Annotated in this window: 19 protein-coding genes; 10 read left to right on the top strand and 9 right to left on the bottom strand. The window is 69.0% G+C overall.

Annotation, left to right across the window (positions count from 1 at the left end; translation table 11 throughout):
• Nucleotides 1–37: 37 nt before the first annotated feature.
• Together ACFULV_RS29610 and ACFULV_RS29615 are read right to left on the bottom strand one after the other, a co-directional pair.
• Complete coding sequence (locus ACFULV_RS29610) at nucleotides 38–532, bottom strand: hypothetical protein (RefSeq protein WP_378626956.1); 495 nt, start codon at nucleotides 530–532, stop codon at nucleotides 38–40.
• A 47-nt stretch (nucleotides 533–579) separates the two neighbouring features.
• Nucleotides 580–1,506, bottom strand: coding sequence for a neutral zinc metallopeptidase (locus tag ACFULV_RS29615; protein ID WP_378626957.1), 927 nt, complete (start codon nucleotides 1,504–1,506; stop codon nucleotides 580–582).
• 209 nt (nucleotides 1,507–1,715) lie between these two features.
• Between ACFULV_RS29615 and aspS the strand changes: the two genes are divergently transcribed.
• Together aspS and ACFULV_RS29625 are read left to right on the top strand one after the other, a co-directional pair.
• Nucleotides 1,716–3,530, top strand: coding sequence for an aspartate--tRNA ligase (gene aspS / locus ACFULV_RS29620; protein ID WP_378662377.1), 1,815 nt, complete (start codon nucleotides 1,716–1,718; stop codon nucleotides 3,528–3,530).
• Between the two features lie 75 nt (nucleotides 3,531–3,605).
• On the top strand, nucleotides 3,606–4,574 hold the full coding sequence (locus ACFULV_RS29625; protein ID WP_378662379.1) for a DUF389 domain-containing protein: 969 nt from the start codon (nucleotides 3,606–3,608) through the stop codon (nucleotides 4,572–4,574).
• Nucleotides 4,575–4,576: 2 nt separating this feature from the next.
• Here the strand turns inward: ACFULV_RS29625 and ACFULV_RS29630 are convergent, their stop codons facing one another.
• The gene (locus ACFULV_RS29630) at nucleotides 4,577–5,587 is read right to left on the bottom strand and encodes a hypothetical protein (protein ID WP_378626961.1); all 1,011 of its coding nucleotides are present in this window, start codon (nucleotides 5,585–5,587) and stop codon (nucleotides 4,577–4,579) included.
• Nucleotides 5,588–5,780: 193 nt separating this feature from the next.
• Between ACFULV_RS29630 and ACFULV_RS29635 the strand changes: the two genes are divergently transcribed.
• A complete protein-coding gene (locus tag ACFULV_RS29635; RefSeq protein WP_378626962.1) occupies nucleotides 5,781–6,950 on the top strand; it encodes a phosphotransferase family protein in 1,170 nt (389 codons plus the stop codon).
• 76 nt (nucleotides 6,951–7,026) lie between these two features.
• Nucleotides 7,027–7,848 carry a siderophore-interacting protein gene (locus tag ACFULV_RS29640; RefSeq protein ID WP_378662382.1) on the top strand — a complete coding sequence of 274 codons (822 nt, stop codon included), beginning with the start codon at nucleotides 7,027–7,029 and terminating at the stop codon, nucleotides 7,846–7,848.
• A gap of 21 nt (nucleotides 7,849–7,869) precedes the next feature.
• Here the strand turns inward: ACFULV_RS29640 and ACFULV_RS29645 are convergent, their stop codons facing one another.
• The 3 genes from ACFULV_RS29645 to ACFULV_RS29655 all read right to left on the bottom strand — a co-directional run bounded on the left by ACFULV_RS29645 (nucleotide 7,870) and on the right by ACFULV_RS29655 (nucleotide 11,159).
• Entirely contained in the window at nucleotides 7,870–9,117 is a 1,248-nt protein-coding gene (locus ACFULV_RS29645; protein WP_378662385.1) for an RNA polymerase sigma factor, read from the bottom strand.
• The gene (locus ACFULV_RS29650) at nucleotides 9,114–9,467 is read right to left on the bottom strand and encodes a YciI family protein (protein ID WP_378626966.1); all 354 of its coding nucleotides are present in this window, start codon (nucleotides 9,465–9,467) and stop codon (nucleotides 9,114–9,116) included. Before ACFULV_RS29650 ends, ACFULV_RS29645 begins: the two co-directional genes overlap by 4 nt.
• A gap of 132 nt (nucleotides 9,468–9,599) precedes the next feature.
• Entirely contained in the window at nucleotides 9,600–11,159 is a 1,560-nt protein-coding gene (locus tag ACFULV_RS29655; protein WP_378662502.1) for an alkaline phosphatase D family protein, read from the bottom strand.
• 229 nt (nucleotides 11,160–11,388) lie between these two features.
• Here ACFULV_RS29655 and ACFULV_RS29660 point away from each other — a divergent pair, with 229 nt between their 5' ends.
• Nucleotides 11,389–12,765 (top strand): replication-associated recombination protein A, encoded by a 1,377-nt coding sequence (locus ACFULV_RS29660; RefSeq protein WP_378662387.1) that lies wholly within the window; start codon nucleotides 11,389–11,391, stop codon nucleotides 12,763–12,765.
• A 12-nt stretch (nucleotides 12,766–12,777) separates the two neighbouring features.
• Here ACFULV_RS29660 and ACFULV_RS29665 read toward each other — a convergent pair whose 3' ends face one another.
• Nucleotides 12,778–13,173, bottom strand: a complete 396-nt coding sequence (locus ACFULV_RS29665) for a hypothetical protein (RefSeq protein ID WP_378662390.1) — start codon at nucleotides 13,171–13,173, stop codon at nucleotides 12,778–12,780.
• Nucleotides 13,174–13,229: 56 nt separating this feature from the next.
• Nucleotides 13,230–13,946, bottom strand: a complete 717-nt coding sequence (locus ACFULV_RS29670; RefSeq protein WP_378662392.1) for a helix-turn-helix transcriptional regulator — start codon at nucleotides 13,944–13,946, stop codon at nucleotides 13,230–13,232.
• A 96-nt stretch (nucleotides 13,947–14,042) separates the two neighbouring features.
• On the opposite strand from ACFULV_RS29670, the gene alaS reads away from it, so the two are divergent.
• The 5 genes from alaS (at nucleotide 14,043) to ACFULV_RS29695 (ending at nucleotide 20,148) form a co-directional block, all read left to right on the top strand.
• A complete protein-coding gene (gene alaS, locus ACFULV_RS29675; RefSeq protein ID WP_378662395.1) occupies nucleotides 14,043–16,706 on the top strand; it encodes an alanine--tRNA ligase in 2,664 nt (887 codons plus the stop codon).
• A complete protein-coding gene (gene ruvX, locus ACFULV_RS29680) occupies nucleotides 16,706–17,254 on the top strand; it encodes a Holliday junction resolvase RuvX (protein WP_378626973.1) in 549 nt (182 codons plus the stop codon). Before alaS ends, ruvX begins: the two co-directional genes overlap by 1 nt.
• Nucleotides 17,251–18,777 carry an endolytic transglycosylase MltG gene (mltG, locus tag ACFULV_RS29685; RefSeq protein WP_378626974.1) on the top strand — a complete coding sequence of 509 codons (1,527 nt, stop codon included), beginning with the start codon at nucleotides 17,251–17,253 and terminating at the stop codon, nucleotides 18,775–18,777. Before ruvX ends, mltG begins: the two co-directional genes overlap by 4 nt.
• Before the next feature lies 1 nt (nucleotide 18,778).
• Nucleotides 18,779–19,597 (top strand): shikimate dehydrogenase, encoded by an 819-nt coding sequence (locus tag ACFULV_RS29690; RefSeq protein ID WP_378662398.1) that lies wholly within the window; start codon nucleotides 18,779–18,781, stop codon nucleotides 19,595–19,597.
• 107 nt (nucleotides 19,598–19,704) lie between these two features.
• Nucleotides 19,705–20,148 carry a B-4DMT family transporter gene (locus ACFULV_RS29695; RefSeq protein ID WP_378626976.1) on the top strand — a complete coding sequence of 148 codons (444 nt, stop codon included), beginning with the start codon at nucleotides 19,705–19,707 and terminating at the stop codon, nucleotides 20,146–20,148.
• Between the two features lie 106 nt (nucleotides 20,149–20,254).
• On the opposite strand, the gene aroB is transcribed toward ACFULV_RS29695, so the two are convergent.
• Nucleotides 20,255–21,373: a 3-dehydroquinate synthase gene (aroB, locus tag ACFULV_RS29700; RefSeq protein WP_378662401.1), complete on the bottom strand. Its 1,119-nt coding sequence runs from the start codon at nucleotides 21,371–21,373 to the stop codon at nucleotides 20,255–20,257.
• Between the last annotated feature and the right edge of the window lie 107 nt (nucleotides 21,374–21,480).

A 21,480-nucleotide genomic window follows, 5' to 3' on the forward strand; every position in this document is an offset into this window, starting at 1 on the left:
AAACCGGCGAGCCCCTTCTCGGTTCGATGTCGAACGATCAGCTCTTGAAGGCGTCGACCAGCTTCTTGTAGAGGTCGGTGAAGCGCTTGCGCGCGGCCTTCTGCTCCGGGTTGAGGCCATCGGACGCCTCGGGGGAGTAGATCACCAGGTGGGCCTCATCGGTCGGATCGTCGGGCATCAGGTCGATGATCTGGGTGCCGCGGTTGTCGCCCGCCGGCATCCCGAAGTCGGTGTCCTTCAGCGCGTTGATCTCCTCGCGCGCGGCCGAGATCACGTCGGCGGCAACCTTTCCGGTCACCTGCTTGGGCGCGGTCTCGGGTTTGCGGTCCTTGCTCACCGCGTCGGGCATGTGCACGGCCTTGCCGTCGGCGAACACCTGCAGGACCGGACGCAGGTCGGTGCGCTGTGACCAGCCGTCGGGGATCGTGGTCAGGCTCACCAACGGTAGTGGCGCCGGATCGGCATGGGCGAGTGCGCTTGCGCCGCTCAGGGCGAGAGCGCAGACGAGCAGTCCGGTCATGGTCGGGCGCATGGGTTCCCCTCGATCGAAAGACAGTGCCTGGTATCGCGTTCGAGGCGTCAGCGTATCCCGGGCGGGTTGTCGAGGTCACGCGCGGAATAGGTGTCGCACGCCTGCACCGACCCGGTCCGGTAGCCGACGAGGAACCACTTCTGCCGCTGTTCGGAGGATCCGTGGGTCCACGACTCGGGATTGACGCCGCGACCGGCCGAGCGCTGGATACGGTCGTCGCCCACGGCATTGGCCGCCGACAGCGCGTCGCGAATGTCGTTGTCGGACAGGGGCTTCAGGAAGGGCTGTCCGCCGCCCGGCGAGGGCTGCTTGTCGGCGAAGTTGGCCCAGATACCGGCGTAGCAGTCGGCCTGCAGCTCGGTGCGGACCGCGCCCGAAGTCGCACCCTGCGGATCGCGCTGAGCCTTGCCGATATCGCCGAGCTGGTTCTGGATGTGGTGGCCGACCTCGTGCGCGACCACGTACTCCTGCGCCAGCGGTCCCGCGCTCGCGCCGAAGCGGTCGGTGAGTTCCTGGAAGAAGGCGGTGTCGAAATAGGCGGTCTGGTCGGCGGGGCAGTAGAACGGGCCGACATCACTGGTGGCGTTGCCGCAGCCGGTGCTCACGCCGCCGGTGAACAGCACCAGCTCGGGCTCCACGTACTGCTTGCCGGTTTGCTTGGGCAGCTGCACCGACCACACCGCGTCCAGGCTCTGCGCGGTGGCCACCACCCGGCAGTCGACGTACTTGTTCGCATCGGCGCCGGTCTTGCAGTGGGTCGGCGTTCCCGCGGTCCCCGGCTGTGCCTGCTGCCCGCTCTGCGCGCCGGTGAAGTTGCCGAGCACCGTCCCTGGATCGCCGCCGAGGAGCAACGTGATCACCAGCAGGATCAGACCGCCCGCGCCGCCGCCGAGGGCGAGTTTGCCGCCCATGCCGGGTCCGCCGCCCGACGAAGCCCGGCCGGGATCGATCTGCATACCTTCGTTGAAGGTCATCGCGGTACTCGCCTTCGCTCGGTTGTCCAGCTGTCTCACAGCGCGATTCACCGTCGGCGGGAGCGGCGACGGCGGACAGGTGTCACAAGCTTGACACGGTGAGGAAGATATCGGTTTTCATCCGGGCACCGTGTCTCACTACGATGGCAGTGCACGCGGTCATCTGCGCCGGTGCGACAAGTCCGTGAAAGTCTGTCGAAAGGAATACCGTGCTGCGCACCCACTTGGCTGGTTCGCTGCGAGGCGAGCACGCCGGTCAGACCGTCACCCTCACCGGCTGGGTGGCGAGGCGTCGTGACCACGGTGGTGTGACCTTCATCGATCTGCGCGACGCCTCGGGCGTCTCGCAGGTGGTCTTCCGCGAGGGCGAGGCGGCCGAGCAGGCCCACAAGCTGCGCGCGGAATACTGTGTGCAGGTCACCGGTGTGGTGGAACGGCGTCCCGACGGCAACGAGAACCCGGAGCTGCCGACCGGGCAGATCGAGGTCGACGCCAAGGAACTGGTCGTGCTCAACGAGAGCGCGCCGCTGCCGTTCCAGCTCGACGAGACCCCCGGCGACGAGGCCCGCCTCAAGTACCGCTACCTGGACCTGCGCCGCGAAGGCCCCGGCCACGCCATCCGCCTGCGCTCCAAGGTCAACGCCGCGGCTCGCGACGTGCTGGCCAACCACGACTTCGTCGAGGTCGAGACCCCGACGCTCACCCGCTCGACTCCCGAGGGCGCCCGCGACTTCCTGGTTCCCGCGCGCTTGCAGCCGGGTAGCTTCTACGCCCTGCCGCAGAGCCCGCAGCTGTTCAAGCAGCTGCTGATGGTCGGCGGCATCGAGCGGTACTACCAGATCGCGCGCTGCTACCGCGACGAGGACTTCCGCGCCGACCGTCAGCCCGAGTTCACCCAGCTCGACATCGAGATGAGCTTCGTACGCCAGGAAGACGTGATCCTGCTGGCCGAGGACATCCTGACCTCGCTGTGGAAGCTGGTCGGCCACGAGATCGTCACCCCGATCCCGCACATGACCTACGCCGAGGCGATGCGGCGCTACGGCTCCGACAAGCCCGACCTGCGCTTCGGGATCGAGATCACCGAATGCGCCGAGTACTTCAAGGACACCCCCTTCCGGGTGTTCCAGGCGGAGTACGTCGGCGCGGTCGTGATGCCGGGTGGTGCGAGCCAGCCTCGGCGCCAGCTCGACGCGTGGCAGGACTGGGCGAAGCAGCGCGGCGCCAAGGGCCTCGCGTACATCCTGATCAACGAAGACGGCACCCTCGGCGGCCCGGTCGCCAAGAACCTGACCGATGCCGAGCGTGAAGGCCTGGCCAAGCATGTCGGCGCCGAACCCGGCGACTGTGTGTTCTTCGCGGCAGGCCCCACCAAAGCACAGCGTGCCTTGCTCGGTGCCGCGCGCGGCGAGATCGCCCGCAAGTGCGACCTCATCGACCCGAACGCCTGGGCCTTCGTCTGGATCGTCGACGCCCCGATGTTCGAGCCCACCGCCGACGCCACCGCCAGCGGCGACGTGGCCCTCGGCTACTCGGCCTGGACCGCGGTGCACCACGCGTTCACCTCGCCGAAGCCGGAGTCGATCGACACCTTCGACACCGACCCCGGTGCGGCGCTGGCCTACGCCTACGACATCGTCTGCAACGGCAACGAGATCGGCGGCGGTTCCATCCGTATCCACCGCCGCGACGTGCAGGAACGCGTGTTCAAGGTGATGGGTATCGACCACGACGAGGCCCAGGAGAAGTTCGGCTTCCTGCTCGATGCCTTCTCCTTCGGCGCCCCGCCCATGGGCGGCATCGCCTTCGGCTGGGACCGCATCACCGCGCTGCTGGCGGGCGAGGACTCGATCCGCGAGGTGATCGCGTTCCCGAAGACCGGTGGCGGCGTCGACCCGCTCACCGACGCACCCGCGCAGATCACCGCGCAGCAGCGCAAGGAAGCGGGCATCGACGCCAAGCCCGAGGCCAAGGGCAAGGGCGACGCCGCCGACGCGCCGAAAGTTGTTGCGGCCGAGAAATAGCGGTCATCGGAGGTAGCCCGGTACCTTCTGGTCAGTTCCCGATCGCGACGGCGGGACCGATCAGGAGGACATCGGGTGCTACATCTGCGAGTGATCAGCCCGCCCGAGCAGACCGACGCCCTGGTGCGGGTGCTCGAACAGGACGCCGGTGTCACTCATCTGACGGTGGCGCGCGGGATCGCCCTCGACCCGCCGGGCGATCTGGTCCAGGCCGATGTGGCGCGCGAGGCGGGCAACAAGGTCCTCGCCGATGTGAAGGCGCTCGGCATCGTTCACACCGGCGGGATCACGCTGGAACCGATCACGGCGGTGCTGTCCGACGCCGCCGATCGCGCGGTCCACGCCGCGCCGGGCGACCCGAGCGACGCGGTCGTCTGGGAGCAGCTGCTCAAGGAGACGCACGAGGAGTCCTCGCTCAACGCCACCTTTGTCGCGTTTCTGACGATCGCCTGTCTGCTGGCCTCGATCGGTGTGGCGACCAACTCGCCGGTCACCATTGTCGGCGCGATGGTGGTGGGTCCGGAGTTCGGGCCGCTGGCAGCGCTGTCGGTCGCGCTGGTGCGCCGTAACTGGCGGCTGGCCCGGCGTTCGGTACTCGCGCTTGCCGTGGCTTTCCCGGTGGCGATGGTGATCACGCTCGGCGCGACCCTGGTGTGGCAGCAGCTGGGCTGGATCACCACCAAGGGTGTCATCGACGCGCACAATGTCGACTTCATCTACGAGGTGGGGCCGTTCTCGCTGGTCGTGGCGCTGCTCGCCGGTGCGGCAGGCATGCTGTCGCTGGTCACCGCGAAGTCGGCGGCCCTGATCGGGGTGTTCATCTCGGTCACCACCGTGCCTGCCGCGGGCTACGCGGTGGTGGCGGCGACGATCGGTCAGTGGCATCGCGCGTTCGAATCGGTCGGTCAGCTCGCGGTGAACCTGCTCGGCATCGTCGTGGCCGGGGTGATCGTCCTCGAGTTGCGACCCCGGGCGGGGGACACCGACGGTCCGGTCGGGCGATTCAAGCGGGCCATCGGCATGCGGTCCGCGCTCGACCGCTGATCTCAGACGCGGGCGACCGGTCCCGCCGTCAGCATCCGGTAGGAGTAGGTGACCGCGATGACGCACACCGGCCCCGCGACGAACAGGCCGAGCCCGCACAGTATCGCGCCGACGAGGGTGACCAGCGTGATGGTGAGCGCCAGCAGCAGCGCCGCCCACAGGTTCGCCAGCACCAGTTGCGCGCTCGCCTTGATCGCTTCCACCGGACCGTAGTCCTGATCGATCACGAAGTGCATCGAGAACATGCACAGGAACCCGGCGACGATGCCGGGCAGCAGGCACAGCGTCGACGCGAGCAGCGTGACGGTGAAAGCGAGCAGCGAGGTGAGCAGGACATTGCCCGCGTTCACGAACCGGAAGTACGATCCGAAAGCCGGTGGGTATCCGTCGGTTTCGTAGAGCGCGCCGCGCACCATCGCCGCCTGCAGCAGCCACAGTGCGACGATCACCATCAGGAACAGCAACAGCACGCTGAACGGCGATGTCGGTTCGACGATCTGGACCACGGCGACGAAACCGAGATAGATCAGCACGCCCACCGCGGTGACGCCGAGCCACGGACCCGGATTGGCCCGGAATCGTTCCCAGCCGTAGCTCAGCGAACGGCCGATATCGAGGGCTTGTGCTCCCGAATGGTAGTAACCGGGCGTCTGCCCGCCACCGCCCTGCGACACGCCGGATGCGGGGTATACCGGATTCTCCGGTTTCGCCTGGGGGACCGCGTAACCGGAGCCCGTGCCCGCGGGCCCGTACTGCGGTGTGGGCCCGCCGCGTCCGGCAATCGGTGGCGGCGGCTCGACCGGCTCCTGCCCGTACTGGGCGGCGCCGGGCCCCTCGAATTGCGGATAGCCTGCGCCACCGGCCATTCCGTGCCTGCTCGGCCCCGGACCGGGAGCCGGTGGCTGCCCGGTGCCCTCATGTCTGCCCGTGGGGCCGGCGAACTGTCCGCCACCGCCCGGAACAGGCGACCCGCCCGGCGAATCGCTCGATGCGGCGTACGGAGTGTCGGTCACTGTGATAGACCTTTCGACTCAACCGGTTTGCGGTGTGGCGCACAGCAGTTCACGATGAGAAAACCCGAAGACCGGCTGATGTGTCAAGCGAACAGGCACACACGCGCAACCTCGGCGCCAACACGCCGAGCGACGCGGAAAGGTTGTCCAACCGCTCGCTAGAAGTGACCGGGTACGAGTAGCTTGAGAGGCGATGACCGCACTATTGGCCGAACGCGCCGCCGACGTCGTGTCCGCAGCACAACAGTTGCTCACAAAGCGAATGGGTGCTCCGGTAAAGCTGAGTGATCCGATGGAGCTCAGCGGCAGTGGTAGGACGACAGTCCTACGCGTGCGTGTTGCGGAAAACGCATTTTCGTTGCCGCGCACCCTGATCGTGAAGCAGGTGCGCGGTTCCAGTCCTGACCGCCGCACCGGTGGTCTGGCGCCCGGCGTCGCCAGCATCGACGCCGCGTTCCTGCGCGAGGCGGTGTCCTACCAGTTCACCACCGCGCTGAGTCGCGAACAGCGCCCCGGAGCCTTCCTGATCGCCCACAGCGTTCCCGACCGGCTCCTCGTGCTGTCGGACCTCGGCGAGAACGCCTTACTCACCTCGGTGCTGCAGGCACGTGTCGAGCCGGGCACCCGCAACTCGCTGATGGCGTTCGCGCAGGCGCTCGGCCGGATGCACGCCGCGACCGTCGGCCGCGAACCCGACTTCGTCGCCCTGATGCGCCGGGTCGACTCGGCGCATCGTGTCGACGGGATCGCCCAGCAGGCGCAGGCCGCGATCGCCGAGGTCCCGGGTCTGCTCGAAGCCGAGTTCGGCATCGAGGTGCCCGGGGAGATCGCCGAACGCATCGTGCACGGCAACCGCCTGTTCACCGGCGGCCGCTATCGCGCGTTCAGCCCGTCGGACCTGTGCCCCGACAACGTGATCATGAACGAGGAAGGCGCGCGGTTCCTCGACTACGAGTGGGGCGGTTTCCGCGACGCCACCCTCGACATCGCCTACGCGCTGGTCTCCTTCCCCGGCTGCCTGTGCGATTTCGAACTCTCGCGCAGCCGTGCCAAGGAGATGGTCGAGGCCTGGCGTTCGGCCGTAGTCGGTGTGTGGCCGTCGCTGGCCGACGACACCGTTCTGGCCGAACGAATCCTCGAGGCCCGGCTGATCTGGGTCTGGCTGTCGACGTACTGGTTCCTGCCCGCCGACCACGCCCGCATCGCCACCGCGCGTGAGCACGGGCTGTCGGTGCCGCGCTCGGAGGCACTGATCAACCGGTGGTCGGCGCTGGCCGAGGACGCGAGGATGACCGGCGACGACGCGGTCGGCGACTTCGCCGAACAGGTCTCGGCGATGCTCGAAGAGCGCTGGTCGGAGTAGCGCCGCCGAGCGGGCTCCCCATTTCCCGGCGCGACACGAGTACCGTCGGCAGGGATCTGAGGAGTTGGGAGCAGCCGTGCCGATACCGGTCACCGTCACAGTCGTCCGCAAGCAGTGGTTGACCCCGCACCTGGTGCGGGTGGTCGGCACGGTCTCGGACGGATTCAGCCCTAACGGGTTCACCGATGCCTACGTGAAGTTGATCTTTCCGGTGCCCGGCGTCGACTACCCCGAGCCGTTCGATCTCGACACCGTGCGCGCGACGCTGGGCCCGGAGAGCCAGCCCGTGCTGCGCACCTACACCGTGCGGTCCTTCGATCCGCAACGGCGCGAGATCAGCATCGACTTCGTGGTGCACGGCGACGAGGGCATCGCCGGGCCCTGGGCGCGCTCGGTGGAGCCGGGCGCGCGGTTCTGGTTGAACGGACCCGGCGGTGCGTTCGCGCCCGACCCGGCGGCCGACTGGTACCTGTTCGCCGGCGACGAGTCGGCGCTGCCCGCCATCGCGGCTGCGGTCGAGGCACTACCCGCCGGTGTGCCCGCCCTGGTGTTCGTCGAGGTGGGCGGCACCGAAGACGAGATCGCCCTCGACTCGCCCGCCGACCTGCGCCTGCACTGGGTGCATCGCGGGGTGTCCTCGGACCGGATCACCGACGACCTCGCCGGGGCGCACTCGCCACTGGTGGCCGCGGTGCGCGCGGCCGAGTGGCTGCCGGGTCAGGTCCACGCGTTCGTGCACGGGGAGGCCGAGGCCGTGATGCGTCAGCTGCGCCCCTACCTGCGTAAGGAACGTGACGTCGCGCCGAAATGGCTCTCGATCTCGGGGTATTGGCGGCGCGGCCGCACCGAGGAGGGCTTCCGCGAGTGGAAGCGGGAGCTGGCGGCCGAAGGCGCCTGACCCGGAGTTGCCCTGTGCCGGTCACCTCGTCAGCGCGACGAGTTTGCCACGCAGATGGGCGCGTTCGACCGCGTTGTCGGTGAGCAGCAAGGCCGACTCGTAGGCGGCGATCGCCTCCTCGGTGCGCCCGAGATCGGTGAGGAAAGCGGCGCGGGCGGCGTCGAGATAGCCGTAGGTCGCCAGCGCCGGTTCCGCGCCGAGCGGATCCAGTAGGGCCAGCGCCTGTGCCGGATCGCCGGCGAGGCCGACCGCGATGGCGTGATTGAGCAGCGCGACCGGCGACGCCGAATCGCGCAGCAACAGCCGATACAGGCCGATGATCTCTCGCCAGTCGGTGTCGGCCCACGTGGGCGCCTCGTCGTGGACGGCGGCGATCGCGGCCTGCAAGGTATACCGGTCGGTATGTGGCAGAGCGTGTTTCACCAGCGCGATGCCCTCGACGATGGCCGCGCGGTCCCAGCGCTCGCGGTCCTGGTATTCGAGCGTGCACAGATTGCCGTCGTCGTCGACGCGCGCTGCCCGGCGGGCGTCGGTGAGCAGGATCAGCGCCAGCAGCCCGGTCACGGACGGGTCGTCGGGGACCAGTACGTGCATCATCCTGGCCAGCTGCAGCGACCGGTCGACGAGATCGGCACGGACCAGCACCTCACCCGCCGGCGCGGTATGGCCGGTGGTGAACAGCAGATGGATCACCGCGCAGATGGAATCGAGGCGCTGCGGCAGTTCCCGCACCGAGGGCACCCGATACGGGATGGCCGCGACCGCGATCTTCTTCTTGGCTCGGGTGATGCGCGCGGCCATCGTCGACTCGCTCACAAGGAACGCGCGAGCCACCTCGGCGGTGGTGACACCGCAGACCAGCCGCAGGGTCAGCGCGACCTGGGCCTGTGGTGCGAGCGCGGGGTGACAGCAGGTGCTGATCAGCCGCAACCGGTCGTCGGGGATCGCCGGGTCGTCCAGGTCGGCCAGCGCCAGATCGGCGGTGTCGGCGACCGGCTCGTCGACGACGAGCTGGGGCAGCGCCCGCCGGAACGTGCTGTCGCGGCGTAGCAGGTCGAGGCCCCGGCGTCGCGCCACCGTCGTCAGCCAGGCGCCGGGCTTGGCCGGGACACCGTCGCTCGCCCACACGGTGAGGGCCGTCGCGTAGGCATCCTGGACGCATTCTTCGGCGAGGTCGAAATCGCGGACCAGCCGCACCGTCGCGGCGAGCACGAAGGCCCATTCACGACGGTGCGCCTGCTCGACGGCCGCGGCCGCCACCGTGGTCACGACTGTGGGTAGACCTGGATCGGGCGAACCTCGACGCCACCGGTGGGGGCAGGCACCTGCGCGGCGATCGCGATCGCGGCATCCAGGTCGGGCGCCTCCAGCAAGTAGTAGCCGCCGAGCGCTTCCTTCGCCTCGGCGAACGGCCCGTCGGTGATGACGACTTCGCCGTTGGCGTCGTGGCGGATCGTGGTGGCGGTCGCGGTGGGCTGCAACGCCTGCCCACCGAGATTGGCGTCACCGGCGATCTGCTGGAAGGTGCGATGCGCGGCGAGCATGTCGTCGAACTCGGCGGGGGAGTACGCGGCGTAGGCGGCTTCGTCGCCGTAGATCAGGACCAGGTACTGGCTCATGATGTGCTCCTTCGGGTGTGGGCTGCCCGCTCGTCGGGTGCCGTACTCACTCGACGAGCGGCCACGGGCGTAATCGACAACCCTGTCCGAAGAATTCTGCGCCGATTTCCGCGGCGTCGCGGCAAACCCCGGTCAGGACATCGGAGCCGGCCGCGGTTCGAGCCGACCGCCCGCCGGAACGGCGAACGACGCGCCGTGGCGCACGCCCGTCGCGGGATCGGTGACATCGGCGACGTAGAACCAGTCCATCTGCGTCTGCGTCGCGGTCACCTCGAGCACGCCGAAACCGTGTGAGTCGAGCTCGACGTAACGCAGGTGGTGGTTGGCCGCCTTGATGGCCTCTTCCGCCGGTACCGACGCGGTGCGGGCGGGCATCTTGAGCAGGTCGCCGACACTCGAGGAGGTGACCGACGGAATCACGAACTCCGCGCCGACAGTCGGTCCGCCCGGGTAGTTCGCGGCGTTCACCGGCAGGTCGGCGGCCCAGGAGGTGTGGATGTCGCCGGTGAGGAACACGACGTCGCCCACTTCGTTGTCGGCGATCGCCCGGAACAGCGTGGTGCGGTCGGCGGTGTAGCCGTCCCACTGGTCGCCGTTGACGGTGATGCCGCCCTGCGGAATGCCGAGTGCCTCGGTGATCGCCTGGGTCGTGGCCGCTTCCAGTGGCGGGAACACCAGCGGCGCGACCATCACCGAATTGCCGACCAGCTTCCAGCGGGTGGGGGAAGAGGTGAGCCCCGCGGTGAGCCACTCCATCTGGGCGCGGCCGGTGATGGTGCGCGACGGGTCGTCGGCGTGCCGCCATCCCCCGCCCGGCCCCGCCTCCTCGTCACGGTAGGTGCGCAGATCCAGCATCGACAGTTCCGCCAGCGTGCCGAATCGCAGGCGGCGGTAGATCTGCACCTGGCCGTCGGCGCGCGTGGCGCGCACCGGCATCCACTCCAGGTAGGCGCGGGTGGACGCGGCCTTACGGTCGGCCCAGGGGCCTTCGGTGGCGGGGTCGTGGTTCTCCGCGCCCTCGCGCCAGGAGTTGTCGGCCGACTCGTGGTCGTCCCAGGTGCAGATGAACGGCACTCCCGCGTGCAGGGCCATCAGGTCGGGATCGGTCTTGTACTGGCCGTGGCGGGTGCGGTAGTCGGTGAGGGTGACGATCTCGTTCGCCGGGTCGTGTGCGCGGACCGCGCCGTTGCGGCCGGTGTACTTGCCGCGGCCGTACTCGTAGATGTAGTCGCCCAGGTGCACGATCGCGTCGAGATCGGTGCGCGCGGCCAGGTGCCGGTAGGAGCCGAACCAGCCTGCTTCCCAGTTGGCGCAGGAGACCAGGCCGAGGCGGAGGCGGTCGACCTCGCTGTCCGGTGGAGGCGCTGTTCTGGTGCGGCCGACGGGTGAGGTCTCGCCGAGCGCGGTGAAACGGTAGAAGTAGTCCTGACCGGGGGTGAGGCCGGTCGCGTCGACCTTGACGGTGTGGTCGGTGTCGGCCGAGGCGGTGACGGTGCCGGATGCGGCGAGCGTGCCGAAGCCGGCGTCGGTGGCGATCTCCCAGCGCACCGCTGCCGCGTCGCCGAGGCCGGAACCGGGCGCGGCGTCCTCGGCGACCGTGACCCTGGTCCACAGGATGACCGCGCTCGGTAGCGGGTCGCCGGACGCGACGCCGTGCCGGAAGACAGCACCCGCGGCGTGCGCCGGCGCCATGGTGCCCAGCACCGCGACCGCCGCGACCGCCGTGGAACCGGCGAACAGGGTGCGGCGGGCGAACCCGACCGGCTGGGAGGTTACGGCGCTGTTGTTTTCGACCACGATCAGCGATCACAGCCCACGAAACGCTCCGGCGCAAGTCGACCCGAGGATTGTTGGTCAACTGTCCATCTGCGTGGAAGGTCCTGGTCGATCTGCGGGGGTCGGTTGGTGCGCTTCGCAGTACATGTCCGAGGGCCTCGGTACCCTGCACAACGTGAGCGACAGCCTTTTCGACGTGCCCGGCGAACACGCGTCCGCCGAACCCGGCGCCGACGCGGCGTTCCGGCGCGACTCCGGCGCGCCGCTCGCCGTCCGCATGCGCCCGGCGAACCTGGACGAGGTGATCGGCCAGACGCATCTGCTCGGTCCCGGGTCTCCGCTGCGCCGGCTCGTCGAAGGGTCCGGTGCGGCATCGGTGCTGCTCTACGGGCCGCCCGGCACCGGAAAGACCACGCTGGCCTCGTTGCTCTCGCAAGCCACCGGCCGTCGGTTCGAAGCGCTGTCGGCGCTGTCAGCCGGCGTGAAGGAGGTGCGGGCGGTGATCGACCTCGCCCGGCGCAGGCTCGCCGCGGGCGAGCAGACCGTGCTGTTCATCGACGAGATCCATCGCTTCTCCAAGACCCAGCAGGACGCGCTGCTGGCCGCCGTCGAGAACCGGGTCGTGTTGCTGGTCGGCGCGACCACCGAGAACCCCTCGTTCTCCGTCGTGTCCCCGTTGCTGTCGCGCTCGCTCGTCCTGCAACTGCAACCGCTCACTCCCGACGACATCCGCGCGGTCCTCGCCCGCGCGATCAGCGACCCGCGCGGTCTCGCCGACGCCTACACCGTCAGCGACGAGGCGATCGAGCACATCGTGCGGATCGCGGGCGGCGATGCTCGCCGCGCGCTCACCGCCTTGGAGGCGTCGGCCGAGTCGGCGACCGAGGGCGCCGTCGACCTGGAAACGGTCGAGGCGACCGTCGACAAGGCCGCCGTCCGCTACGACCGCGCGGGCGACCAGCACTACGACGTGATCAGCGCGTTCATCAAGTCCATTCGCGGCTCCGATGTCGACGCCGCCGTGCACTATCTGGCGCGCATGCTCGCCGCGGGCGAGGACCCCCGCTTCATCGCGCGCCGCTTGATGATCCACGCGAGCGAGGACATCGGCATGGCCGACCCGATGGCCCTGCAGACCGCGACCGCGGCAGCCCAGGTCGTCCAGCAGGTCGGCCTCCCCGAATGCAAACTCGCCCTGGCGCAGGCCACCATCCATCTCGCGACCGCCCCGAAATCCGGTGCGGTGACCACCGCGATCGGCACGGCGATGGCCGATGTCTCGCGCGGCAAGGCCGGTGCCGTGCCGCCGTACCTGCGCGACGGTCACTACGCGGGCGCCGCCCTGCTGGGCAACGCCCAGGGCTACAAGTTCCCGCACAAGTACCGCGAGGGCGTCGTTGCCCAGCAGTACCCACCCGACGAACTGGTCGGTACCGACTACTACCTGCCCACCGACCACGGCAACGAACGCACGATCGCCCCGCGTCTGGAAAAGCTGCGCCGCATCATCCGCGGCAAGTGAGGCGGGGTGCGGTCAGTCGAGCGTGAACGGAGCGGCGCCACCGACCGACCACACCCTGCGCAGTCGCCCGCCGACCGCTTCGAAGATGTCGATCCCGCCGTGCGCGGGAATGTCGTCGTGCGCTGAATGCCAACGGACAGCGAATGTTCCGGTGCCGGTGGCATCGAGACCGCCGACCGCGTCGGAATCGACGACGAACCCGACGTCCGGTCGCTGTGCCCGATATTCGGTGACGAACGAGGCGAACGCCGCGGGCCCGCGCAGCGCGTCGGTGATGTCGCGGGTCGGCGAGGCGAACCGGATGCCGAAGTCGTCGGTGAGCAACGCCGTCGCGAGTTCGGTGCTGCCGTTCCACAGCTCGGTCCAGGTCGCGGCGAGCTGATCGGCGGTGACGGTCGTGGTTGTCATGGACTGCTCCTTCGAGTCGGGCCGCGGCGGGTGCGGCGGCCTGCGCCATCCAGAATTCAGTCGTTGCGCGACAACGGTGTGTCGGTGATCGCGGTCACATCGATGAGCGTGCCGAAGCCCGTCGGGATCGTCGACAGGTCCACCTCGCGTTCGGGACTCGCCTCGTCCAGTACGTGCGCGGCGAGCACCCGATCGAGTCGAAATCCCCGCAGTCCCGTCCGCATCCGGCACCAGGCGTACAGAAACCACTCGTCGCCCGCCAGGAAGGCCAGCGGTTCCACTTCCCGCGAAGTGGTCACGCCCTCGCGGTCGGCGTAGTCCAAGCGCAGCACCCGCCGCCGGATCACCGCGTCGAGAATCGCGGGCGAGACCGCTCTCGCCGGATCCACCGGCAGCAACCGGATCCGCTCCACCAGTGCGGTAGCGCGCACCCGGTCCTGTTCGGGCAGCACCGCCACGATCTTGTGTACCGCCGAAGCCGCCGCGGCGAACGGCGTACCGGCCAACCGTGGCAACGCCACCGCGAGGGCAGTGGCCTCGGCCGTCGTCAGACTCACCGGAGCGAGCGTCCGATGCCGATCGAGCGCGTACCCGCCCGCGCGCCCGGGCACGGTCATGATCGGCACCCCGGCCTGGGCCAATGCGGCAAGATCGCGTTCGATCGTGCGGGTCGACACCTCGAAGCGGGCCGCGAGTTGCCGGGCGGTCCGCGGCCGCGGGCTGTAGGCCCGCAGTTCCTCGGCGAGTGCGTAGAGCCGCTCGGTTTTCGTCACGGCGCGATTGTCGTCGATCCGCCGTCTCAGCGGCGTGGCGTGGACCACCCCGGTCGATTCAAAACAACGCGCACCGGCCCGGTAGGCTGGGTATTTGTGCAGACCCACGAGATTCGACGACGGTTCCTGGACCATTTCGTCCGTGCCGGACACACCGAGGTCCCCAGTGCTTCGCTGATCCTGGCCGACCCCAACCTGTTGTTCGTCAACGCAGGCATGGTCCAGTTCGTTCCGTATTTCCTCGGTCAGCAGACCCCGCCGTACGCCACCGCGACCAGCGTGCAGAAGTGCGTGCGCACCCTCGACATCGAGAACGTCGGCATCACCACCCGCCACAACACGTTCTTCCAGATGGCGGGCAACTTCAGCTTCGGCGACTACTTCAAGCGTGAAGCCATCACGCTGGCCTGGACGTTGCTCACCGACAGCGTCGAGGACGGCGGCTACGGTTTCGATCCCGAGCGCCTATGGGTCACCGTCTACCTCGACGACGACGAGGCCGAGCGGATGTGGCTCGAGATGGGCGTGCCCGCCGACCGCATCCAGCGTCGCGGCATGGCCGACAACTACTGGTCGATGGGCATCCCCGGCCCGTGTGGCCCGTGTTCGGAGATCTACTACGACCGCGGCCCCGAATACGGCGTCGAGGGCGGCCCCGAGGCCGACGAGGACCGCTACATCGAGATCTGGAATCTCGTGTTCATGCAGAACGAGCGCGGCGCCGGCATCTCCAAGGACAACTTCGAGATCCTCGGCCCGCTGCCCAAGCAGAACATCGACACCGGCATGGGCGTCGAGCGGGTCGCGTTCCTGCTCCAGGGCGTGGACAACGTCTACGAGACCGACCTGATGCGCCCGATCATCGACAAGGCCGAGGAACTCACCGGCCGCTCCTACGGCGTCGACCACACCGACGACGTGCGCTTCCGTGTGATCGCCGACCACGCCCGTACCGCCGCGATGCTCATCGCCGACGGCGTGAACCCCGGCAACGACGGCCGCGGGTATGTGCTGCGCCGCCTGCTGCGCCGCATCGTGCGTTCGGCACGCCTGCTCGGCGCCGAGAAGCCGGTGATGGCCGAGCTGATCAAGGTCGTCACCGACCTGATGGCGCCGTCCTACCCCGAGCTGGCCACCGACTTCTCGCGCATCGAGACCGTGTCGGTCGGCGAGGAGATGGCGTTCCTCAAGACCCTCAACACCGGCGAGACCCTGTTCGACAACGCCGCCACCGCGGTGAAGTCCAAGGGCGGCAAGCAGATCACCGGCTCCGACGCGTTCGCCCTGCACGACACCTACGGCTTCCCGATCGACCTCACCCTCGAAATGGCCGCCGAGGCGGGCCTGTCCGTGGACGAGGACGGTTTCCGCTCGCTCATGGCCGAGCAGCGCAAGCGCGCCAAGGACGACGCCCAGGCGCGCAAGCACGCCCACGCCGACCTCACCGTCTACAAGGAACTGGTCGACCGTGGCGCCACCGAGTTCACCGGGTTCGACGAGCTGACCTCCGAGGCCACTGTGCTGGCCCTGATCGCCGACGGCGTGCGCGTCCCGGTGGCCACGGCAGGCCAGGACATCGAGGTCATCCTCGATCGCAGCCCGATGTACGCCGAGTCCGGCGGTCAGATCGCCGACCGCGGCACCATCACCGCCTCGGGTGTGAAGCTGCAGGTCAACGACGTGCAGAAGATCGCCAAGAAGGTCTGGGTGCACAAGGCCACCGTCGAGTCGGGCCAGCTCACCGAGGGCGATGTCGTGCTCGCGCAAGCGGATCCGGCCTGGCGTCGCGGCGCCACCCAGGGCCACTCCGGCACGCACATGGTGCACGCCGCGCTGCGCCAGATCCTCGGCCCCAACGCCGTGCAGGCGGGTTCGCTGAACAAGCCGGGCTACCTGCGGTTCGACTTCAACTGGCAGGGCGCGCTGTCGGAGCAGCAGAAGGCCGATATCGAGGCCGTCTCCAATGACGCTGTCGGCGCGAACTTCCCGGTGAACACCTTTGTCACCGATCTGCCCAATGCCAAGAAGATGGGCGCTATGGCGCTGTTCGGCGAGAACTACGGCGACGAGGTGCGCGTCGTGGAGATCGGCGGGCCGTTCTCGATGGAGCTGTGCGGCGGCACCCACGTGGAGCACTCCTCGCAGATCGGCCCGATCACCCTGCTGGGTGAGGCCTCGGTCGGTTCCGGGGTGCGTCGCATCGAGGCCTTCGTCGGCCTCGACTCCTACAGGTACCTGGCCAAGGAGCGGGCGCTGCTGGCCGGTGTCGCGTCGTCGCTGAAGGTGCCCTCCGACGAGGTGCCAGGGCGCGTGGAGCAGCTCGTGGAGCGGCTCAAGGTGGCCGAGAAGGAACTGGAGCGCACCAAGATCGCCGCGGTGCTGTCGTCGGCGGGCACATTCGCCGAGCAGGCCGAGCGGGTCGGGTCGGTGCGTCTGGTGGCCGCCGCGGCGCCCGAGGGTGTGTCGGCTGGTGACCTGCGGACGCTGGCCACCGATATCCGTGGCCGTCTCGGCAGCGAGGCCGCCGTGGTCGTGCTGCTCGGCAACGTCGAGGGCAAGGCGCCGTTCGTGGTGACCGTGAACAAGGCCGCCCAGGATCTCGGCTTCAAGTCCGGCGATCTGGTCGCGGCCTTCGGGCCGAGTATCGCCGGGCGTGGTGGCGGCAAGCCGGAGATGGCGCAGGGCGCGGGCTCGGATCCGTCGGGCATCCCGGCCGGTTTGACCGCGGTCCGTGCCCGGGTGGCCGAACTCGCCGGCTGATGACCACCCCTGGTTCGTCCAGCGAGGAATCCGCCGACCGCCCCGACCCGGAGACCGACCCGGGCCGGGGCCGCCGGATCGCGATCGACGTCGGTAGCGTGCGCATCGGCGTCGCCTCGAGCGACCCGGACGGCATCCTCGCCACCCCCGTCGAGACCGTCGCGCGCGCCAAATCCGGTGGGCGAGCGGGCCCACCCGCCGATATCGCAAGAATTGCCGACATTGTGCGGGAATACGAAGCGGTCGAGGTGATCATCGGTCTGCCACGCACGTTGCGCGGCGAAAACGGCACCGCCGCCGCCATCGCGCGTAAGTTTGCCAAGCAGTTGCGCCGGGTGATCGACCCGATTCCGATACGCCTTTCCGACGAACGTTTGACTACGGTGTCTGCTGCACGTGCGCTGCGCGACAGTGGAGTTCGCGCACGTGGCCAGCGGCAGATGATCGATCAGGCGGCAGCCGTGTCGATTCTGCAAGGATGGTTGGACGAGCGGAGTTCGGTGTTGAAGGACGCAGCAGATACGGCGAGGGTCGGAGACGATGCATGACCGACCGATGGACCAGAGCCGAGGAACGCTACCGGGCACGGGAAGCTGATCGGCGCTACCCCCGCCGCGACGACTGGGGGCTCGATCCCCGCACCGTGCGCGAGGACGCGGCGCCGGATCGCGGCGAGTGGGACGAGGACGGCACCGACGTCATCCCGCGCTACGAGGACGAGGTCTACGACGACCAGATCCTGGACGACGTTCTCGAACCGGAACCCGAGCCGGAGCCGGTCGTTGCGCCGCGTCGCGTCGGGCAGCGCGCCCCGACGGCCGAGCGTGGCCGTCCTCGCGCGGGGTCCGGCCGGAACAAGCCGCCCGGCCGGAACAAGCCGTCGGGACGCGCCAAATCACGGATCGCCTCGCGGAAGGCGGCCGAGCGCAAGAAGCGCCGCCGCAATATGTGGGTGATCGCGGCCGTGTTCGTCGTGCTGGTCGTCTCCGCCGCCGGTTTCGCCGGGTACAAACTGATGGGCAGTCTCGCGCCCGCCGAGGATTTCGCGGGCCCGCCCGGCGAACTCGTGGTGGTCCAGGTGCATTCCGGTGACACCGCCACTCAGATCGCCGACACCATGAAGGAAAAGGGTGTCGTCGCCAGTTCGGAAGCGTTCTACGAAGCGGCCGTGCGCAATTCGAACATGAACAGCGTGCAGCCCGGGTATTACGCGGTCCAGAAGAACAGCCCCGCCGCACACGCGGTGACCTCGCTGGTGTCGAAGGGCTCGCGCGTCGGCAACGTCGTGATCTCGGAGGGGCGTCAGCTGCACAACCGGCGCGACGTCCACACCGGCGCCCCCACGGAAGGCATCTACACCAAGATCGCCGCCGCCAGTTGCCTCGGCGCCGGTTCCGCCGCCAAGTGCGTCACCTACGAGCAACTCGATGCCGCGGGCGCCAGTGCCGACCTGGCCGCTCTCGGCGTGCCCGACTGGGCCAAGGCGTCGGTCGCGGCCGCCCCCGATCGGCGCAGGCAGCTCGACGGGCTGATCTCCGCGGGCACCCTGGATTTCGATCCCAGCGGCGGGGCGGTGCAGATCCTGCGTCAGCTGATCACCGCGAGCGCGGCGCTCTACGAATCCACCGGGTTGTTGCGTTCGGGCGCCGAAACCCAGCTCAATCCTTATCAGACGTTGATCGCGGCGTCGTTGGTCGAACGCGAAGCGCTGGCGCCGGACATGCCGAAGGTCGCGCGGGTCATCGTCAACCGGCTGCGGATCGACCAGCCGTTGCAGTTCGACTCGACGGTGAACTATTCGCTGGAGGAGACCGAGGTCGCCACCACCGACTCCGACCGCAACACCGTCACGCCGTGGAACACCTACGCGATGTCGGGCCTGCCCGCCAATCCGATCTCCGCACCCTCGCTCAAAGCCCTGCAGGCGATGGAGAATCCGGAGCCGGGGAAGTGGCTGTACTTCGTCACGATCGACAAGAAGGGCACCACCCTGTTCACCGAGAGCTACTCCGAGCACCTGCGCAATATCGTGAAGGCCGAGCAGAGCGGCATTCTCGACAGTGGGCGCTGAGATGGGTCGCAAGGCCGCTGTCCTCGGTCAGCCGATCGCGCATTCGCGCTCGCCCCAGCTGCACCTGGCCGCTTACCGCGCGCTGGGCCTCGACTGGAGTTACGAGCGGATCGAATGCGACGCCGCGCGGCTGCCCGGGCTCGTCGGTGAGCTGGGCCCGGAATGGGTCGGGCTGTCGGTGACGATGCCGGGCAAGGAAGCGGCGCTGGCGGTGGCCGCCGAGCGCACCGAGCGCGCGGTGCTGGTCGGCTCGGCCAATACCCTCGTGCGCGTCGATGCCGGGTGGTCGGCGGACTGCACCGATGTCGACGGCGTACTCGGTGCGCTGCGCGGTGGTGGTGTCTCGACGATCGACGAGGCTGTCGTGCTCGGTGCCGGCGGAACGGCCAGGCCCGCGTTGCTTGCCCTGTCCGAACTCGGGGCGAAGAAGGTCACGGTGATCGCCCGTGATGCCGGACGGGCGCGCAGCGCACTGGAATTGGCGGACCGTCTCGGCCTGCGGGCCACGGTCGTGCCGCTGGACAGGGAGCAGGTGCGCGCGGCGTGCGCGTCGGCCGGAGCGGTGGTGAGCACGGTGCCCGCCGAGGCGGCCGCGGTGATCGCATCAGATGTAGCCGTGGCACCGGTCGTGCTCGACGCGATCTACAACCCGTGGCCGACCCCCCTCGCAACGGCGGTCGAGGCCGCCGGGCACACAGTGGTCAGCGGCCTGCAGATGTTGCTGAATCAGGCATATGGACAGGTCGAACTGTTCACCGGTCAGCCTGCGCCGCGCGCGGCGATGGCCGCGGCGCTGGAAGCGTCCCTTCCCCAGCAGTAGGCGACGGCTCCGGTGGCTGGCGCCGAGTGCGTGCTGGATCCTCGACGTCACCGACCGATCCGTCGAATTGACACCGGTTCTAGTTTTGGACCGCTAAGGTGTTCCTCATGACCGCTTGGGTGTTACGAGCCACCGTCCTCGGCGCGCTGGTCGTCGCCCTGCGCGTTTTGCTCGGCCTCGCCATGGCCTCCTGGCCCACGTACGGGACCTTCTGGCGCGCGGCCTGCCTGCTCGCCATCGTCGCCGTGGTTGTCGTTTGGGGCGTGCGCGACGGCCGCACGCGCGCCGACGGCCTCACCGTCCGCTGGTTGGCTGCCGGGTTCGGCGCGGGCCTGGCCAGCTCGGCCGTGTGCTGGGTCCTCGATCAGGTGCCCGGAATCGAACTCGGCGACGCCGGGATCCTCTACGAACTGACCTCCGCGGCCTCGTTCATCCTGCTGCTGATCTTCCTGCCCGCGCTGGCGGGTATCGCCTTCGGCTACGCACGGTCGCGCCGTTCGAGCGAATCCGCCACCGGCGCTGCGGAACCCGAATTCGCCACCGCGAACTGAGCGGAGTCGTTCTCTCCGGAACGGCACCGGCCGGGAGGCAGACCCTGCGCACCTGTTCGCGCCCCACCATGGTGTCGGGGCGCGAACAGGGGCCAGAGTTCGGATCTCAGAGCATGATCGGCGACGTGCCCGGGGTGGTGTCGCGGGCGATGGCCGAGTAGGCGGCGGCCAGCAGCGACGGATCAGGGCCCTCGAGTCGGCCGGGCTTGGCCAGACCGTCCAGGATCACGAAACGCAGCACACCGGATCGGGTCTTCTTGTCGGTTTGCATCGCGTCCATCAGGTGGGGGAGCGCATCGCCGTCGTAGGAGACGGGCAGGCCGACGCTTTCCAGGATGGTGCGGTGCCGATCGGCGGTGGCGTCGTCGAGACGGCCGGCCAGTCGGCCGAGTTCGGCGGCGAAGACCAAGCCGACGGACACCGCGGCGCCGTGACGCCAGCGGTAGCGCTCGCGGCGCTCCACAGCGTGGCCGAGGGTGTGGCCGTAGTTCAGGATCTCGCGCAGGCTCGATTCCTTGAGGTCGGCGGCGACCACGTCGGCCTTGACCTGGATGGCGCGGCGGATCAGTTCGGGCAGCACATCGCCGGTGGGGTCGAGGGCAGCCTCGGGATCGGCCTCGATGAGATCGAGGATCACCGGGTCGGCGATGAAACCGGCCTTGATGATCTCGGCCATGCCCGCCACGATCTCGTTGCGCGGCACCGTTTCCAGGGTCGCGAGGTCGACCAGCACGGCGCTGGGCTCGTGGAAGCTGCCCACGAGGTTCTTACCCGCCTCGGTGTTGATGCCGGTCTTGCCGCCGACCGCGGCGTCGACCATCGCCAGCAGCGTGGTCGGCACGTGCACGATGCGCACCCCGCGCATCCAGGTGGCGGCGACGAAGCCGGCCAGGTCGGTGGCGGCGCCACCGCCGAGACTCACGATGGCGTCGTTGCGGGTCAGGCCGATCCGGCCGAGCACCTCCCAGCAGAACCCGGCCACGGCCAGTTCCTTGCCGTCCTCGGCGTCAGGGATCTCGATGCGATGCGCGTCGATCCCGGTGTCGGCCAGTGCTTTACGCACCGCCTCGGCGGTTTCGGCCAGCGGCGGCTGATGGAAGATCGCCACGGTCCGCACGGCGTTGCCCGCGTTGACCGCTTCGACGAGATCGCCGAGCAGCCCGCGGCCGATGATCACCGGGTACGGGTCGGCGGTGCGAACCTGGATGATGGTCGGCTCTGTCACGTGCGCTGCTCCGATTCTTTCTGGTCATTGTTATTGCGTCGCCCGCCGCGTCGCCGCGGTTGCCCGCGTCGTCGACGTTCGTTGGCGGCGGTCCCACGATCCGCGTC

This window comes from Nocardia sp. NPDC057272, assembly GCF_042668615.1.
In the GTDB taxonomy this organism is placed as follows: Bacteria; Actinomycetota; Actinomycetes; order Mycobacteriales; family Mycobacteriaceae; genus Nocardia.

Coding starts and splice junctions, on each gene's coding strand:
- ACFULV_RS29635 (WP_378626962.1), top strand. CDS start 5,781: ATGACCGCACTATTGGCCGAACGCGCCGCCGACGTCGTGTCCGCAGCA.
- ACFULV_RS29695 (WP_378626976.1), top strand. CDS start 19,705: ATGACCGCTTGGGTGTTACGAGCCACCGTCCTCGGCGCGCTGGTCGTC.
- ACFULV_RS29660 (WP_378662387.1), top strand. CDS start 11,389: ATGTCCGAGGGCCTCGGTACCCTGCACAACGTGAGCGACAGCCTTTTC.
- ACFULV_RS29655 (WP_378662502.1), bottom strand. CDS start 11,159: ATGGCGCCGGCGCACGCCGCGGGTGCTGTCTTCCGGCACGGCGTCGCG.
- ACFULV_RS29690 (WP_378662398.1), top strand. CDS start 18,779: ATGGGTCGCAAGGCCGCTGTCCTCGGTCAGCCGATCGCGCATTCGCGC.
- ACFULV_RS29610 (WP_378626956.1), bottom strand. CDS start 532: ATGCGCCCGACCATGACCGGACTGCTCGTCTGCGCTCTCGCCCTGAGC.
- ACFULV_RS29665 (WP_378662390.1), bottom strand. CDS start 13,173: ATGACAACCACGACCGTCACCGCCGATCAGCTCGCCGCGACCTGGACC.
- ruvX (WP_378626973.1), top strand. CDS start 16,706: ATGACCACCCCTGGTTCGTCCAGCGAGGAATCCGCCGACCGCCCCGAC.
- ACFULV_RS29650 (WP_378626966.1), bottom strand. CDS start 9,467: ATGAGCCAGTACCTGGTCCTGATCTACGGCGACGAAGCCGCCTACGCC.
- mltG (WP_378626974.1), top strand. CDS start 17,251: ATGACCGACCGATGGACCAGAGCCGAGGAACGCTACCGGGCACGGGAA.
- ACFULV_RS29615 (WP_378626957.1), bottom strand. CDS start 1,506: ATGACCTTCAACGAAGGTATGCAGATCGATCCCGGCCGGGCTTCGTCG.